This is a genomic window from Variovorax sp. P2_H12, from assembly GCF_056403395.1.
In genome coordinates this window covers 12560-26665 of record NZ_JBFUFO010000034.1, presented here as the reverse complement: position 1 = coordinate 26665, position 14106 = coordinate 12560, and the positions used below count along the sequence as shown (strand labels likewise).

Here is a 14106-nt window from a genome sequence, read left to right as displayed (position 1 = left end):
GGAGGCGCTGCCCGCGGCTCAACCGCCGCGCCGCCCGCGATCGGCCTTGGGCAGCACGGCCTCGCCGGCCATGCGCTCGGCGCGGGCCTGCAGGCGGCGAAGCGCATCGTCGAGCCGGCCGGCGGCGTCGGCGTCCAGCGCCTCCATCAGCCCGGCGTTGATCTGCGTCACCAACGGGAACAGCTCGTCGTACAGCCCGTGTCCGCGCGGCGTGAGGCCCAGCAGCACCTGGCGGCGGTCGCCCGCCGGGTGCGCGCGCGACAACAGTCCCTTGGCGACCAGCGAGCCCACGGCCTTCGAGGTGCGGGCCCGATCGAGTTGGGCGTGCTCGGCCAGCTGCGAGGAGCTCAGCTCGCCGCGGCTGGCGAGCGTGGCGATCAGGCGCCACTCGCGCCGCGTGATGCCGAAGCGTCCCTCGCAAAGCCGGATGACCATGCTGCCGCCGACCGCGATCAGGCGCGACAGCCGGTACAGCAGCAGGTCGTCCAGGGGGCGGCGGGGCGGCGTGGTCATCTAGTGGTAAGTCCTTGGAATGGTTGATTAGATCAATCGGATGCCGCGACTCTAAAGTCAATCCAAAGGAGACCAGGACCCCATGCACCACAGATTCGACCGCCGCCGCGTCCTCGCCGCCCTGGGCGGCCTCGCGTTGGCGCCGCTGGCCGGCGCCCAGGCCTTCACGCCCGGCCAACCCATCAAGGTCCTGATCGGCGTGCCGGCCGGCGGCACCCAGGACGTGCTGACCCGCGCCATCGCGCACGAGGTGCGCGATTCGCTCGGTCCGCTGATCATCGACAACCGCTCGGGCGCCGCTGGACGCATCGCGGTCGAAGCGGTGAAGACCGCGGCACCCGACGGCCGCACGCTGCTGCTGGGCACGGCGGGCATGATGACCATGTTCCCGGGCGCCTACCGCCATCTCTCGTACGACCCGATCAAGGATTTTGTGCCGATCGTCAACGCGGCCCGCTTCGAGCTCGCGCTGGTGGTGGGCAAGGACGTGCCCGCGAACACGCTGCCCGAATTCCTGGCCTGGGCCAAGGCGCAGGGCGACGCGCTGAGCTTTGCCTCCTATGGCGCGGGAACGCCCTCGCATTTCCTCGGAGAAATGCTCAACCGCTCGGCCGGGCTCAGGATGGTCCACGTGCCGTATCGCGGCTCGACGCCGGCCCGCCAGGACGTGATGGGCGGCACCATCCCGGTGTACTTCGACACGATCGGCGGCGCCATCCAGATGCTGCCCACCGGCCGCGTGAAGGTGCTCGCAACCAGCGGCGACAAGCGCTCGCCGCTGATGCCCGACCGGCCGACCTTCACCGAAGCGGGCCTCAAGGACGTGGTCGCGACCGCCTGGTTCGCCTACTACGCGCCCCTGAAGACACCGCAGCCGATCGTCGACAAGCTGCGCGCCGAATTCACCCGCGCCGTGAATTCGCGCGAGGTGCGCCAGCAGTTGCTGCAGAACGGCATGTACCCGGTGGGCGATGGCCCCGAGGCGCTGTTGAAGACAATGCGCGAGGACACCGCCCGCTGGGGCGGCATCATGAAGGCCGTGAACTTCCGGGCCAACGACTGAACTTGCACATCGGAGCACCCATGATTTCTCGCCGACTCTTCCCCCGCCTCGCCGCCGCCCTGGCACTGGGCGCCGCGGCCCTGTCTGCCCACGCCCAGGCGCTCGAGGGCGGCCCGCTGCGCATCGTGGTCGGCTATGCCGCCGGCGGTGCCACCGATCGCGTGGCCCGCATCGTCGGCGACAAGCTGCAGGCCCGGCTGGGCGTGCCGGTGATCGTCGACAACAAGCCCGGCGCGGGCGGCCGGCTCGCGGCGCAGCAGGTCAAGGCGACGCCGGCCAGGCAGAACGTGCTGATGCTTGCCAACCCGGCCGTGATGGTGGTCGCGCCGCTGGTCTTCAAGGACAACGGCTACGACGCCGAACGGGATTTCGTGCCGGTGTCCCACGTGAACGACTACGAGTTCGCGCTGGCCGTGTCGACCGCGGTGCCGGTGCGCGAGCTGCCGCACCTGCTGGCGTGGATGCGCGCCAATCCGGAGAAGGCCAACTTCGGCGTGCCGGCGACCGGCAGCCTGCCGCATTTCTTCGGCCTCATGATGGGCGAGAAGGCCAAGGTGCGGGCCGAGGTGGTCGGCTACCGCGGCTCAGGCCCGCTGCTCACCGACCTGATCGGCGGCCAGGTGCCGATCGCCTTCGACACCTTCGACGTCGACCTGCCGCAGCACCAGGCCGGCAAGATCCGCATCCTGGCCGTTTCAGGCGCGAAGCGTTCGCCCTTCGCGCCCGAGATCCCGACCTTCAAGGAAGCCGGCCTCGACCTGGTCGCCACGGGCTGGAACACCTTCTTCGCACCCGCGACCATGCCGAAGGACAAGGTCGAACGCCTGTCGCAGGCGATCCGCGAAGTCATGCAGGACCCGGACACCCAGCGCCGCTTCAAGGACACGCTGATGACACCGGTGGTCAGCACCCAGGCCCAGACCGAGGCCATGCTCAAGGCCTACCGGGCGCAGTGGGCGCCGGTGGTCCAGAAATCCGGCTACCAGCCCTGAAAACAATGCAACGACCCAACATCATCTTCATCGTGGCCGACGACCTCGGCCATGCCGACCTCGGCTGCTACGGCGGCCGCGATGCGTCCTTCGGGCCGGTATCGCCGGTGCTCGACGGCCTCGCCGCGAAGGGCGTGCGCTTCACGCAGGGCTATGCCAATTCGCCCGTCTGCTCGCCGACGCGTTTCGCGATGATCACCGCGCGCTACCAGTATCGGCTGCGCGGCGCGGCCGAGGAGCCGATCAACAGCAAGAGCCGCGGCAGCGCCACGCTGGGCCTGCCCACCGACCAGCCCACCCTGCCCTCGCTGCTGCGCGGTGCCGGCTACCGCACGGCCCTGATCGGCAAGTGGCACCTGGGCTATCCGCCGGCCTTCGGCCCGCTGCGCTCGGGCTACGAGGAATTCTTCGGCCCGATGTCGGGCGGCGTCGACTACTTCACGCACTGCGACTCCAGCGGCCGGCACGACCTGTGGTCCGGCGAGGAGGACTGCCGGCAGGAGGGCTACCTCACCGACTTGCTGTCGCGCCGCGCGGTCGACTACGTCGAACGCATGGCCCAGCAGCAGGAACCCTTCTTCCTGAGCCTGCACTACACGGCGCCGCACTGGCCCTGGGAAACGCGCGAGGATGCGGCGAAAGCGCCGGCGGTGAAGGACAACCTGTTCGACCTCGCGGGCGGCAACATCCACACCTACCGCCGCATGATCCACCACATGGACGAAGGCATCGGCTGGATCATGGCGGCGCTCGAGAAGCACGGCATCGCCGACGACACGCTGGTGGTCTTCACCAGCGACAACGGCGGCGAACGCTTCTCCGACAACTGGCCGCTGGTCGGCGGCAAGATGGACCTGACCGAGGGCGGCATCCGGGTGCCGTGGATCGCGCACTGGCCGAAGGTGATCGGTGCCGGCGGCGTGAGCGAACAGCACTGCATGACGATGGACTGGTCGGCCACGATGCTGGACGCCGCGGGTGTCGCGGCCGATCCGGCGTTCCCGCTCGACGGCGTGTCCCTGCTGCCGGTGCTGCGCGACGCCACCAGGACCTTCGCGCGCCCGCTGCACTGGCGCATGAACCATCGCGGCCAGCGCGCGCTGCGCGACGGCGACTGGAAGTACCTGCAGGTCGACGGCAACGAGTACCTGTTCAACATCCCGGCCGACGAACGCGAACGGGCCAACCAGGTTCCCAAGGAGCCCGCCCGCCTGGCCGCGATGCGCGAGTCCTGGCTGGCCTGGAATGCCACGATGCCGGCGATTCCGGAGGATGCGACCGTGAGCCTCGGGTATTCCGTCAAGGACATGCCGAACAGATAGGCTCGCCCCCAGGTTGCCCGCACTTCGTGTCGGGCGCCCACCCCCTACCGGGGGCAACACCAGCGGACTGGCAAAGCCAGATCCGCGGTGTTCCACCGACGGGCCTGGCTGCGCCGGCCTCGGCTGTGGGGCGGCAACAAAAAAGCCCCTCGCAAGGGGCTTTTTTGTGGGGCGCTTGGCTCAGCTGGCCTGGATGCCCAGGGCTGGGCGCTGCGCGGAAGCGCGCAGGAAGTGCACGGTGCGCACCAAGGCGCGGAAGCCCGCGCCCAGGCGATTCAGGGCCGGCGCGAAGACCGACGGCTCGTCGCGGCCGATGTGGCGCGCATCGTCGTTGGCCAAGTCACGCTCGAATGCGTCGGTGAACTTGGGGTTGCGGGGGAAATAGGAGGTCGATGCGGTCATGCCTGCTATTTTAGGGGTTTACCCTAGTTTTCAAGACTCCCCTGCGCAATACACCCACAGCCCGGACCGGCATTTCGTCACGTTTTGCCGCCGGCATCCGGGCTGGCGGCCCATTGCACGGCCAGGATGCTGCCGAGCACCATCAGGAGGCCGACCAGCGACAGGCCCGTCATCGACTGGCCCAGCAGGGCCCAGCCCAGGATCACCGCCGTCAACGGGCTCAAGAGACCGAGGGATGACACGGCCACCGACGGCAGGCGCGCGATGCCCTGGAACCACAGCGCATAGGCGAGCAAGGCGCCGACCAGCGACAGGTAGAGATAGCCCAGTACTTGCACCGCGCTCAGCGCCGGCAGCGGCGGATCGATGGCCCAGGCCAACGGCAGCAGGATCAAGCCGCCCGCCAGCAACTGCCAGCCGGTGAAGGCCAGCACCGGCACATCGGGCCGCCAGCGCCGCGCCAGGAAGGTGCCGGCGGCCATGCAGGCGGCCCCGGCCAGGGCCGCCGCGATACCGACCGGGTCCCAGGCAGCGCCCGGCGACAACAGCAGCGCGGCCATGCCGAGGATCCCCAGCAGAGCCGCGCCCACGGCCAGCCGCGCAGGCCGGCGATGGTCCAGCGCCCAGGCCAGGCCCATCACCAGCAGCGGCTGGATCGCGCCCACCACCGCCGCCAGGCCGCCGGGCAGCCGGTATGCGGCGACGAACAGCAACGCCTGGAAGAAGCCGATGTTCAGCGCAGAGAGCAGCGTCAGCCGGCCCCAGTCGCGCCGCGCGGGCAGCCGCCGGACAAACAGCGTCAGCAACAGGCCGGCCGGCAGGCAGCGCAGCAACGCCGCCGTGAACGGCCGGTCCGGCGGCAGCAGTTCGGTGGCGACGATATAGGTGGAGCCCCAGATGGCGGGCGCGAGGGCTGTCAGGAGGACCTCGTTCCAGCGGATGAGTTTTTGTTCGGCCATCATCTATTTATCTTGAAATCAAGATAAATAGCGTAGCAGATAATCTTGAACTCAAGACAACTGAGGACTTGGCGCATGGGAAACGAACGACAGCCGGACGCGGTGGACGTGATCCTGGGTCAATGGCACCGGGAGCGGCCCGACCTGGACGTCGCTCCAATGGGGCCGATCGGGCGCATCAACCGCTGCTCCGCCCTGCTGCAGCGCAGGCTGGACGAGGCCTTTGCGGCCTTCCAGCTGACCCATTGGGAATTCGACGTGCTGGCCACGCTGCGGCGCTCCGGCGCGCCCTTCCGGCTGGCGCCGACGGCCCTGTTCTCGGCGCTGATGGTGAGCTCGGGCACCATGACGCACCGGCTCAAGGGCCTGGAGGCGCGCGCCCTGGTGCAGCGCCTGCCGCACCCCGATGACGCCCGCAGCATGCTGGTGCAATTGACGCCGGACGGGCTCGCGCTGATCGACCGCGCCGTTGAGGCGCATGTCGAGAACGAGCACCGGATCCTTGCCACCCTCAAGCCTTCGGACCTGGCCGCGCTGGACGCCCGCCTGTCGCGCCTGCTCGCCGTGCTGGAGCCGATCGGCGACACCTAGAGCGGCCGCACCGGCATGCACAGGGCGCAGCTGAAGGCGCCGGTCTGCGCGTCGAGCGCCAAGTCCATGCCATAGACCTCGACCGGCGGCGCGTCGTCGGCCTGGTAGCCGCTGTCGGGCAGCCAGTCGCACAGCTGCACCCAGGCGGCGTGGATCTCGGCCGCCGTGCCCTGGAAATCGATGCAGGCGTAGCGGCCGCCGCGAAGTTCCTGGACACCGATCTCGCGCGCGGGCCGGAAGTCGGCGTCGACCTCGATGCAGGCGTCATAGCGGCACTGCTCCGGCGGCGTGAGGTCCGCGTTGTCATGCGCGATGCCGTACATCCGGTGGCGCGGCTGCATCAGCCCCTGCGGGTCGCACCAGGCGGCGAAGCGTTGCCAGGTGCGCGTGATGCCGGAACTGCCGTAGGGACCGACATGCCGCAGGAAGGCCACGCGGGCCGGCGCCAGGGTCTTGAGCACGACCTTGATCCGTTCGTCCCCCGCCGCCGGAGGCACCGTGCGTTCGGCTTGATGGATCTCGCCGAGCTGGACGCGGCGGCGCTCGGCCCAGGCCCGGGATCCGCCCCGCCGCCATGCGGTCGGCGTCACGCCGAAGTGGGCGCCGAACGCGCGCGTGAACACCGCCGCCGATCCGAAGCCGACGTCGAGCGCGATCGCCAGCACCGGCTCGGGCGGAACGAGCAGCAGCCGGGCCGCCGCCACCTCCAGCCGGCGCCGCCGGACGCGATCGGCCAGCGTCTCGCCGGTCATGGACTGGAACACGCGGTGGAAATGCCAGGCCGAAAAGTGCGCCACCGAGGCCAGCGTCGCGAGATCGAGCGGTTCCGCCAGATGGCTGTCGATGTGGTCGGTCACGCGATTGATGCGTGCGACGTAGGTGTGGCGCGGTGTGCTCAAACCTTGACTCAGACTCTATTTAGATATATCTTTATCAAATCAGATATCAACATCGAGGACCATCATGCGAGCTTTCAAGGGCTTTTTACACGGCAGCCGGCGCGGTGAACACACCGACGGTCTCGGCGGCGGGCGTGCCGAAGGCGAAACCCATCGCGGCGGCAGCCGCGGCGGCGGGGGCCGGGTCTTCGGCCACGGCGGGCTGCGCTTCGTGCTGCTGCAGCTGATCGCCCACAAGCCGAGCCACGGCTATGAGCTCATCAAGGCCATCGAGGAGCGCCTCGGCGGCCGCTACAGCCCGAGCCCGGGCATCGTCTACCCCACGCTCACGCTGCTCGAGGAACTCGGCTATGTCAGCGTCGATGCCGCCGATGGCGGCGGGCGCAAGCGCTACAGCATCACCGCCGGCGGCCTGGATTTCCTCGCCGCCAACCGTGCCACCACCGACGAGATGATGGCCCGCATGGACGGCGGCGTCGATGGCGCCGGACCGCGTGCCGGCCGGCCGCCGCAGGTGGTGCGCGCCATCGAGAACCTCAAGCTCGCGATGCGCCTGCGCCTCGCCGGAGCCCCTCTCACCGAACAACAAGCCCACGCATTCGCCGCGGTGCTCGACAGCGCCGCCCAACAGTTGGAACGCATCTGAATCTCATGACCGAAACCTCTTGCGCCACCCCGCTCACCACCCCCGACCGCCTGCCGCGCCGTGTGCGCCACGACCTGCGGTTTCGCAAGCTGCAGGTGCAGGCCGTGCAGCGCATCACGCCGCACCTGATCCGCGTCACGCTCGGCGGCGACGAACTCGCGGGCTTCACCAGTCCCGGCTTCGACGACCACGCGAAGATCTTCTTCCCCGACACGGCGACCGGGCGGCTCGCCCTGCCGACGGCCGGGCCCGAAGGCCCGGTCTGGCCGGCCGGCCCGAAGCCCGCGATGCGCGACTACACGCCGCGCCGCCACGACCCGGCGGCCGGCACGCTCGAAATCGATTTCGCGCTGCACGACGCCGGCCCGGCCACGCAATGGGCCGAAGCGGCCCGCCCCGGCGACGTGGTCGGCGTCGGCGGCCCGCGCGGCTCCTTTCTCATCCCGACCGCCTTCGACTGGCACCTGCTGATCGGCGACGACACGGCCCTGCCCGCGATCTCCCGTCGGCTGGCCGAACTGCCGCCCGGCGCCCGTGCGGTGGTGCTGGCGGAAGTCGACAGCGAGGCCGACGAAATCGCCTTCGACACGCAGGCGTCGCTCAGCCTTCGCTGGCTGCACCGTCGCGGGGCCGAGCCCGGCACGGGCGCCGCGCTGCTCGACGCCCTGCGCCAACAGGCGCTTCCCCCGGGCGATTTCCACGCCTGGGTGGCCTGCGAATCCGTCGCCGCCAAGGCGATTCGCGCCCACCTCGTGGCTGAACGCGGCGCCCATCCGAAGTGGGTCAAGGCCTCCGGCTACTGGCGCCGCGGCGCGATCGCCACGCACGAACCCCACGAGGATTGAGCCCCCCAAACGCGCTATGCCACGCGGCCGTTTGACACTCGCCGGTCAGGTGCCGAGAATTTCGCGTTTGCTTTGAACACTTAGGCATTGGAAGGCGAAAAGCGCCAAGGAGGCATGCCATGAGCTTCGAACTGGCGCAATGGCAGTTCTTGATTGCCACGTTGACGGGTGTGCTGCTGCTGCTCGGCGCGATGTGGGCCTGGCGCCGGATCGCGGTGCGCCGCGAGGCGGAACGCCGCATCGAAGCCGCGCGGGTGCGATCGGGCCACGTGCCGCTCGAGATTCCGACCGTGCGCGGGGGGATCGGCCCCTCGGACGACTCCGTCCCCGACACCCTTCCCGAATGGTTCATCCAGGGCAAGGGCGAGCATGCCATCGTCGACGAAACGCCGCGGATCCGGGTCCGCTACGTCGACGCCCACGACCGGAAGGTCGAATGCACGCTGCAGGTCGATCACCTGGACCTGCAGAAGAAAGTGATCGTCGGCCACGGCGAACTGCCCGGCGATGCCCGGCGGCTGCCCCTGCACCGCATCACGTCCGCGCGCATCGCGGATTCGGGCCAGCGCTTCAACATCGACACCTGGGTCGATGCCGTGCGCGTCGCCCGCCGGCGCCGCGGCCAGGCCTGAAACGGCCCCCAGGCCGCCTTGGGGGGGCGGCGCCTTGCCTCATCAGCGCGCGATCCGGATGTGATCCGGTGCCAGACCCTGGCCGTGCCGCGCCCACATGGCATCGAAGGCGGACTCGATGCGCCGCGCGAAGCGTTCCGAATCGAACAGCGGCCAGGTCGCGCGCTGGCGTTGCAGCCCCTCGCGCAACTCGGCCAGGCGCGTGGGCGAACTCGCCAGTTCGAGCGCGAGCCGCTCGTACGCGGGGACGCTGCGCGTCACGAGTTCGGGCAGCCCGACGGCCGCCAGCAAGCTGGCACCGACGCGCGATGGAAAGGAGGCGCCGGCCAGCGTCAGCACCGGGAGGCCGCCCCACAGCGCGTCGCAGCAGGTCGTGTGTGCGTTGTGGTGGAAGGTGTCCAGGAACAGGTCCGCATGCCGGTGGCGCGCCAGGTGGTCGGCCAGGGGCATGCGCGGGGCCCAGACGATGCGCTGCGGATCGACGCCGCGGCCGCCGCCTCGGCGCGCAGCGCGTGCTGGGCGTCGTCGTTGCTCTTCAGGAGCCACAGCACGCTCGCGGGAACATTGAGCAGCCTCATCCAGACGTCGAAGACGTCCGGCGTGATCTTGTGGTTGCTGTTGAAGCAAGCGAAGACCACCGCCTGCTGGGGCAGCCCCATGTCGGCGCGGGTGGTCGGCGCGCGGCCGACGGCCAGGGTGTTGTCGTTGGGGAAATAGCTGTCCGGCAGCCAGACCGCCTTTTCGGCATAGTGGCCGAATTCGTCCTCGGGAATGACGGTCGCATCGGCCAGGATGTAGTCCATGTAGTCGCAGCCCATCGATCCGGGAAAGCCGAGGTAATTGACCTGCACCGGTGCCGCGCGCCTGGCGAAGATGCTCGGGCGTCCGCCCTCGCTGAAGCCGTTGAGATCGACCGCAATGTCGATCCCGGCCGCCCGCGCCAGCGCCGCGATCTCGGCGTCGCTGTGCTCGCCAACCCTGCTGAAGTGCTCCAGTGCCGCGGCAACGCGCGCCCCCACCGGATCCACGGGATGCGTGCCGAGCGCGAAGCCGAAGGTCTCGAAGCGCGTGCGGTCATGGCATTCCAGCACGCGGGTGATCAACTGCGACATCGGATGGTTGCGGAAATCGGAAGAGAAATAGCCCACCCGCAGCCTGCGCGCCGGATCCCGCGGGCCGGCGCTTGCGACCATCGGTCGTGGCGGATAGAGGTCTTGCGAATAGGTGCGCGCGCATCGCAGCAGCGTGGCGGGGCTGGCGGGGACCGACATCAGGGTGAAGGGAGTCGCTGCCCCCTCGCCCGCATCGACCCGTGCCACCGTTTGGTCGACCCGCTGCGCCCAATCCTGCCAGCGGCACACGGCCATGGCGGCGTGCAGCCGATGGCCGGCCACATAGTCCCATTCCGGTGCCTGCCGGGCGACCTGGTCATAGCAGGCCAGCGCCTCGGCCGGCCTTTTAAGCAGCGTCAGCGTGGTCGCACGGTTGAACCAGGCCGGGAGGTCCAGAGGCGCCAGCGACAAGGCGCGCTCGTGGCTTTCGAGCGCCTCTCTGCCGCGCCCGAGCTCGGTGAGAGCGGCGCCGCGGTCGGTCCAATCGTTCACGCGCCGCGAATCGAGCGCCAGGGCGCGGTCGTAGTGCTGCAAGGCAGCGCCGAATTGATGCAGGGTGGACAGCGTGCCAGCCAGGTTGGACTGGAGGTCGGGAGAGCGCGGGTTCAGCCGCTCGGCGCGGCGAAAGGCGTCGAGCGCCTTTTCGTGCTCCGACAGCGCGCCGTGCGCCACGCCCAGCTCGTGCAGTCCTTCGAAGTACTGACCCGCCAGTTTCAGCGAGCGGCCGAAGGAGGCGATGGCCTCTCGCGGCCGGCCGCGCTGCGCCTGGACGCGCCCCAGGTAGAAGAGCGCCTCCGGAGAGCAGGAGGGCAGCGCCGAGGCCTTCTGCAGGAAATCCTCGCAGGTCGCCAGTTCCTGGCGATTGCCGCAGATGTAGGCCAGCAGTTCGTAGGCCCTTGCGTTGCGGGGATCGAGGTCGACGACCTGGCGCAAAAGGGTCTCCGCCAGCGCGATCTGCCCGACACGGAAGTGGTGCTCGGCCTGGGCCAACAACTGCATCCTGGTTTTACCTCCCGCGCTGCCAGAGACAACGACCTCGGGCTGCGCCAGCGCGAAGCGACCCATCGGGCCGCGGCATTGTGCCGCCTGGCGCCATTTCGAGGCAATCACGGGCGATCGCGGCCTGGCCAGGCAGGATTGCGGGTTTTCCCTTATTTATGGGGACAACGCTGTGGAGAACCCTGCTGGCTTCAGCCGAGATCGTTGCCTGGCGGGGCCTGCAACACGGTGCCTCCAAAAGAGGCACTCCTTTCCTGGCGCTGAAACACCCCCCGAAGGACACCCAGGTCCAGCATCAGCACGTCGAAACCCGGTCCGTGCTCGTCAACCATAATGTGCCGGCCCGGCTGCAAGCGCTTTGCAGCACGCGTCGACATGCGGCGCGAGTGCAGCCAAGTTTCGTTAGGTGTCCGCCATTTGAACCAGCCAGCCGTCGATCGTGAAAGCCCCGGTGAAATCCACGGGACTCTGAAAAAACCCCTTGCAAATCAAGGGTCTGCGAAGCCGGATGCGTCCGGACACACCCCCATGATGACCCAGTATCTGGGCCTCAAGGCGGACCATCCGGAGACCCTGCTGTTCTACCGGATGGGCGACTTCTACGAGCTTTTCTACGGCGATGCCGAGAAGGCAGCGCGCCTGCTCGACATCACGCTGACCCAGCGCGGCCAGTCGGCCGGCCAGCCCGTGATCATGGCCGGTGTGCCCTTCCACGCGGTCGACACCTACCTCGCGCGGCTGATCAAGCTCGGCGAATCGGTCGCGATCTGCGAGCAGGTCGGCGAGGTCGGCGCCGCCAAGGGGCCGGTCGAGCGCAAGGTGGTGCGGGTGGTCACGCCCGGCACGCTGACCGACGCCGAGCTGCTCAACGACAAGAGCGAATCCCTGCTGCTGGCGGTGCATGCAGGCTCGCGCAACTTCTGCGGGCTCGCCTGGCTCAGCGTCACCGGCGCCGAACTGCGGCTGGCCGAATGCCCGACCGACGCGCTCGAAGCCTGGATCGCCCGCATCGCGCCCAGCGAGCTGCTCTACAGCGCCGAAGTCACGCCCGGCTTCGAACAGCGGCTGAAGGCCGCCCGCGGCACCTCGCCCTTCACGCTCTCGGTGCGGCCGGCCTGGCAGTTCGACGCTGGCCTGGGCGAGCGCAAGCTGTGCGAGCAGATGGGCAGCGCCAATCTGGCCGCCTGGAATGCCGAAGGGCTGACCAACGCGCATGCCGCGGCCGCCGCGCTGCTGGGCTACGCCGAGCACACCCAGGGCCGCGCGCTGTCGCACGTGCAGCGGCTCGCGGTCGAACGCGACGGCGAGCTGATCGAGCTGCCGCCGACCACCCGGCGCAATCTCGAGCTGGTCCAGACCCTGCGCGGCGAGGAGTCGCCGACGCTCTTCTCGCTCCTCGACACCTGCATGACCGGGATGGGCAGCCGGCGGCTCAAGCGCTGGCTGCTGGCGCCGCGGCGCGACCGCGGCGACGCCCAGGCCCGGCTCGAAGCCATCGAGGCACTCCAGGCCACCGCGCCCGGCGGCACTTCCGCGCCCTGGCGCACGCTGCGCGAGCAGCTCAGGAACACCAGCGACGTCGAACGCATCGCGGCGCGTATCGCCCTCGGGCAGGTGCGTCCGCGCGAACTGGTGGCGCTGCGGATGGCGCTGGCCAAGGCCGAGCAGCTGTCGCCCGCATTGCCCGGCTCGGCGCCCCTGCTGGCCGAGATCGCCGGCCGGCTCGCGCCGCCGGCCGGCTGCGTCGAACTGCTGGTGGCCGCGGTCCATCCCGAACCCTCGGCCCTGGTACGCGACGGCGGTGTCATCGCCAGCGGCCACGACGCCGAACTCGACGAGCTGCGCGCCATCAGCGAGAACTGCGACGACTTCCTGCTGAAGCTCGAAGCGAGCGAGCGCGAGCGCACCGGCATCAGCAACCTGCGGGTGCAGTTCAACCGCGTGCACGGCTTCTACATCGAGGTCACGCAGAGCGCGCTGGCCAAGGTGCCCGACAACTACCGCCGCCGGCAGACGCTGAAGAACGCCGAGCGCTTCATCACGCCCGAGCTCAAGGCCTTCGAGGACAAGGCGCTGTCGGCGCAGGATCGCGCCCTGGCGCGCGAGAAGTGGCTCTATGAGCAGCTGCTCGACGCCCTCCAGCCCTCGGTGGCAGCCCTGACCCGGCTGGCCGCCGCGCTGGCCGCGCTGGATGCCCTGTGCGCCCTGGCCGAGCGCTCGCACACGCTGCACTGGCGGGCGCCGAGTTTTGTCGCCCATCCCTGCATCGAGATCGACCAGGGCCGCCATCCGGTGGTCGAGGCGCGACTCGCCGAAAAATCATCGGGCGCCTTCATCGCGAACGACACCCGGCTCGGGCCGCAGCAGCGCATGCAGGTGATCACCGGCCCCAACATGGGCGGCAAGTCGACCTACATGCGGCAGGTCGCGATCATCGTGCTCTTGGCTTCCATCGGCTCGCACGTGCCGGCGGCGGGCTGCCGGCTCGGGCCCATCGACGCCATCCATACCCGCATCGGCGCGGCCGACGACCTGGCCAACGCGCAGTCGACCTTCATGCTCGAGATGACCGAGGCGGCGCAGATCCTGCATGGCGCCACCGCCCATTCGCTGGTGCTGATGGACGAGATCGGCCGCGGCACCAGCACCTTCGACGGCCTGGCGCTGGCGGCCGGCATCGCGGCCCAGCTGCACGACCGCACGCGCGCCTTCACCCTCTTCGCCACCCACTATTTCGAGCTCACCGAGTTCCCGGCGACGCACCATGGCGCGGTCAACATGCACGTGAGCGCGACCGAAGCCGGCCGCGACATCGTGTTCCTGCACGAGATGCAGCCCGGCCCGGCGAGCAAGAGCTACGGCATCCAGGTGGCGCGGCTGGCCGGCATGCCCGCGGCCGTGGTCAACCACGCCCGGCAGGCGCTCGAGGCGCTGGAGTCCCAGCAGACGAAGACACGCGCCCAGGTCGACCTGTTCGCGCCGCCGCCGGTGGCCGAGACGCCGCTGGCCAGCGCCGTAGAATCCGCGCTGACAGCGCTCGATCCCGACGCGATGAGCCCGCGCGAGGCGCTCGAAGCGCTCTACACACTGAAGAAACTCCAGGCGCGCGAAATCGGCTGATGGTCCGATTC

General features: G+C 69.6%; 14 protein-coding genes. 8 read left to right on the top strand and 6 right to left on the bottom strand.

Features of this window, described 5'->3' with window-relative positions:
* Nucleotides 1-18: 18 nt before the first annotated feature.
* Complete coding sequence (locus AC1DYK_RS25125) at nucleotides 19-513, bottom strand: MarR family winged helix-turn-helix transcriptional regulator (protein ID WP_478168758.1); 495 nt, start codon at nucleotides 511-513, stop codon at nucleotides 19-21.
* An 82-nt stretch (nucleotides 514-595) separates the two neighbouring features.
* On the opposite strand from AC1DYK_RS25125, the gene AC1DYK_RS25120 reads away from it, so the two are divergent.
* Genes AC1DYK_RS25120 through AC1DYK_RS25110 form a run of 3 tightly spaced genes read left to right on the top strand, consistent with a single transcriptional unit; the run spans nucleotide 596 to nucleotide 3890 of the window.
* Nucleotides 596-1576 carry a Bug family tripartite tricarboxylate transporter substrate binding protein gene (locus AC1DYK_RS25120; RefSeq protein ID WP_478168757.1) on the top strand — a complete coding sequence of 327 codons (981 nt, stop codon included), beginning with the start codon at nucleotides 596-598 and terminating at the stop codon, nucleotides 1574-1576.
* 20 nt (nucleotides 1577-1596) lie between these two features.
* Nucleotides 1597-2568 carry a Bug family tripartite tricarboxylate transporter substrate binding protein gene (locus AC1DYK_RS25115; protein ID WP_478168756.1) on the top strand — a complete coding sequence of 324 codons (972 nt, stop codon included), beginning with the start codon at nucleotides 1597-1599 and terminating at the stop codon, nucleotides 2566-2568.
* A 5-nt stretch (nucleotides 2569-2573) separates the two neighbouring features.
* Nucleotides 2574-3890 carry a sulfatase family protein gene (locus AC1DYK_RS25110; RefSeq protein WP_478168755.1) on the top strand — a complete coding sequence of 439 codons (1317 nt, stop codon included), beginning with the start codon at nucleotides 2574-2576 and terminating at the stop codon, nucleotides 3888-3890.
* A 180-nt stretch (nucleotides 3891-4070) separates the two neighbouring features.
* On the opposite strand, the gene AC1DYK_RS25105 is transcribed toward AC1DYK_RS25110, so the two are convergent.
* Both AC1DYK_RS25105 and AC1DYK_RS25100 read right to left on the bottom strand, forming a co-directional pair.
* Nucleotides 4071-4292, bottom strand: a complete 222-nt coding sequence (locus tag AC1DYK_RS25105) for a hypothetical protein (RefSeq protein WP_478168754.1) — start codon at nucleotides 4290-4292, stop codon at nucleotides 4071-4073.
* A 77-nt stretch (nucleotides 4293-4369) separates the two neighbouring features.
* A complete protein-coding gene (locus AC1DYK_RS25100) occupies nucleotides 4370-5251 on the bottom strand; it encodes an EamA family transporter (RefSeq protein WP_478168753.1) in 882 nt (293 codons plus the stop codon).
* A gap of 75 nt (nucleotides 5252-5326) precedes the next feature.
* On the opposite strand from AC1DYK_RS25100, the gene AC1DYK_RS25095 reads away from it, so the two are divergent.
* A complete protein-coding gene (locus tag AC1DYK_RS25095; protein WP_478168752.1) occupies nucleotides 5327-5842 on the top strand; it encodes a MarR family winged helix-turn-helix transcriptional regulator in 516 nt (171 codons plus the stop codon).
* Here AC1DYK_RS25095 and AC1DYK_RS25090 read toward each other — a convergent pair.
* Nucleotides 5839-6741 carry an AraC family transcriptional regulator gene (locus AC1DYK_RS25090; RefSeq protein WP_478168751.1) on the bottom strand — a complete coding sequence of 301 codons (903 nt, stop codon included), beginning with the start codon at nucleotides 6739-6741 and terminating at the stop codon, nucleotides 5839-5841. The two genes, AC1DYK_RS25095 and AC1DYK_RS25090, sit on opposite strands and share 4 nt — an antisense overlap.
* A 64-nt stretch (nucleotides 6742-6805) precedes the next feature.
* Here AC1DYK_RS25090 and AC1DYK_RS25085 point away from each other — a divergent pair, with 64 nt between their 5' ends.
* The 3 genes from AC1DYK_RS25085 (at nucleotide 6806) to AC1DYK_RS25075 (ending at nucleotide 8864) form a co-directional block, all read left to right on the top strand.
* Nucleotides 6806-7387: a PadR family transcriptional regulator gene (locus tag AC1DYK_RS25085; protein WP_478168750.1), complete on the top strand. Its 582-nt coding sequence runs from the start codon at nucleotides 6806-6808 to the stop codon at nucleotides 7385-7387.
* A 5-nt stretch (nucleotides 7388-7392) separates the two neighbouring features.
* The gene (locus AC1DYK_RS25080) at nucleotides 7393-8232 is read left to right on the top strand and encodes a siderophore-interacting protein (RefSeq protein WP_478168749.1); all 840 of its coding nucleotides are present in this window, start codon (nucleotides 7393-7395) and stop codon (nucleotides 8230-8232) included.
* A 119-nt stretch (nucleotides 8233-8351) separates the two neighbouring features.
* Nucleotides 8352-8864, top strand: coding sequence for a hypothetical protein (locus AC1DYK_RS25075; protein WP_478168748.1), 513 nt, complete (start codon nucleotides 8352-8354; stop codon nucleotides 8862-8864).
* Nucleotides 8865-8906: 42 nt separating this feature from the next.
* Here AC1DYK_RS25075 and AC1DYK_RS25070 read toward each other — a convergent pair whose 3' ends face one another.
* Entirely contained in the window at nucleotides 8907-9314 is a 408-nt protein-coding gene (locus tag AC1DYK_RS25070) for an O-linked N-acetylglucosamine transferase family protein (protein ID WP_478168747.1), read from the bottom strand.
* The gene (locus tag AC1DYK_RS25065) at nucleotides 9197-10975 is read right to left on the bottom strand and encodes an O-linked N-acetylglucosamine transferase, SPINDLY family protein (protein WP_478168746.1); all 1779 of its coding nucleotides are present in this window, start codon (nucleotides 10973-10975) and stop codon (nucleotides 9197-9199) included. Before AC1DYK_RS25065 ends, AC1DYK_RS25070 begins: the two co-directional genes overlap by 118 nt.
* 531 nt (nucleotides 10976-11506) lie before the next feature.
* On the opposite strand from AC1DYK_RS25065, the gene mutS reads away from it, so the two are divergent.
* Nucleotides 11507-14095 carry a DNA mismatch repair protein MutS gene (gene mutS, locus AC1DYK_RS25060; RefSeq protein ID WP_478168745.1) on the top strand — a complete coding sequence of 863 codons (2589 nt, stop codon included), beginning with the start codon at nucleotides 11507-11509 and terminating at the stop codon, nucleotides 14093-14095.
* The last annotated feature ends 11 nt before the right edge of the window (nucleotides 14096-14106 follow it).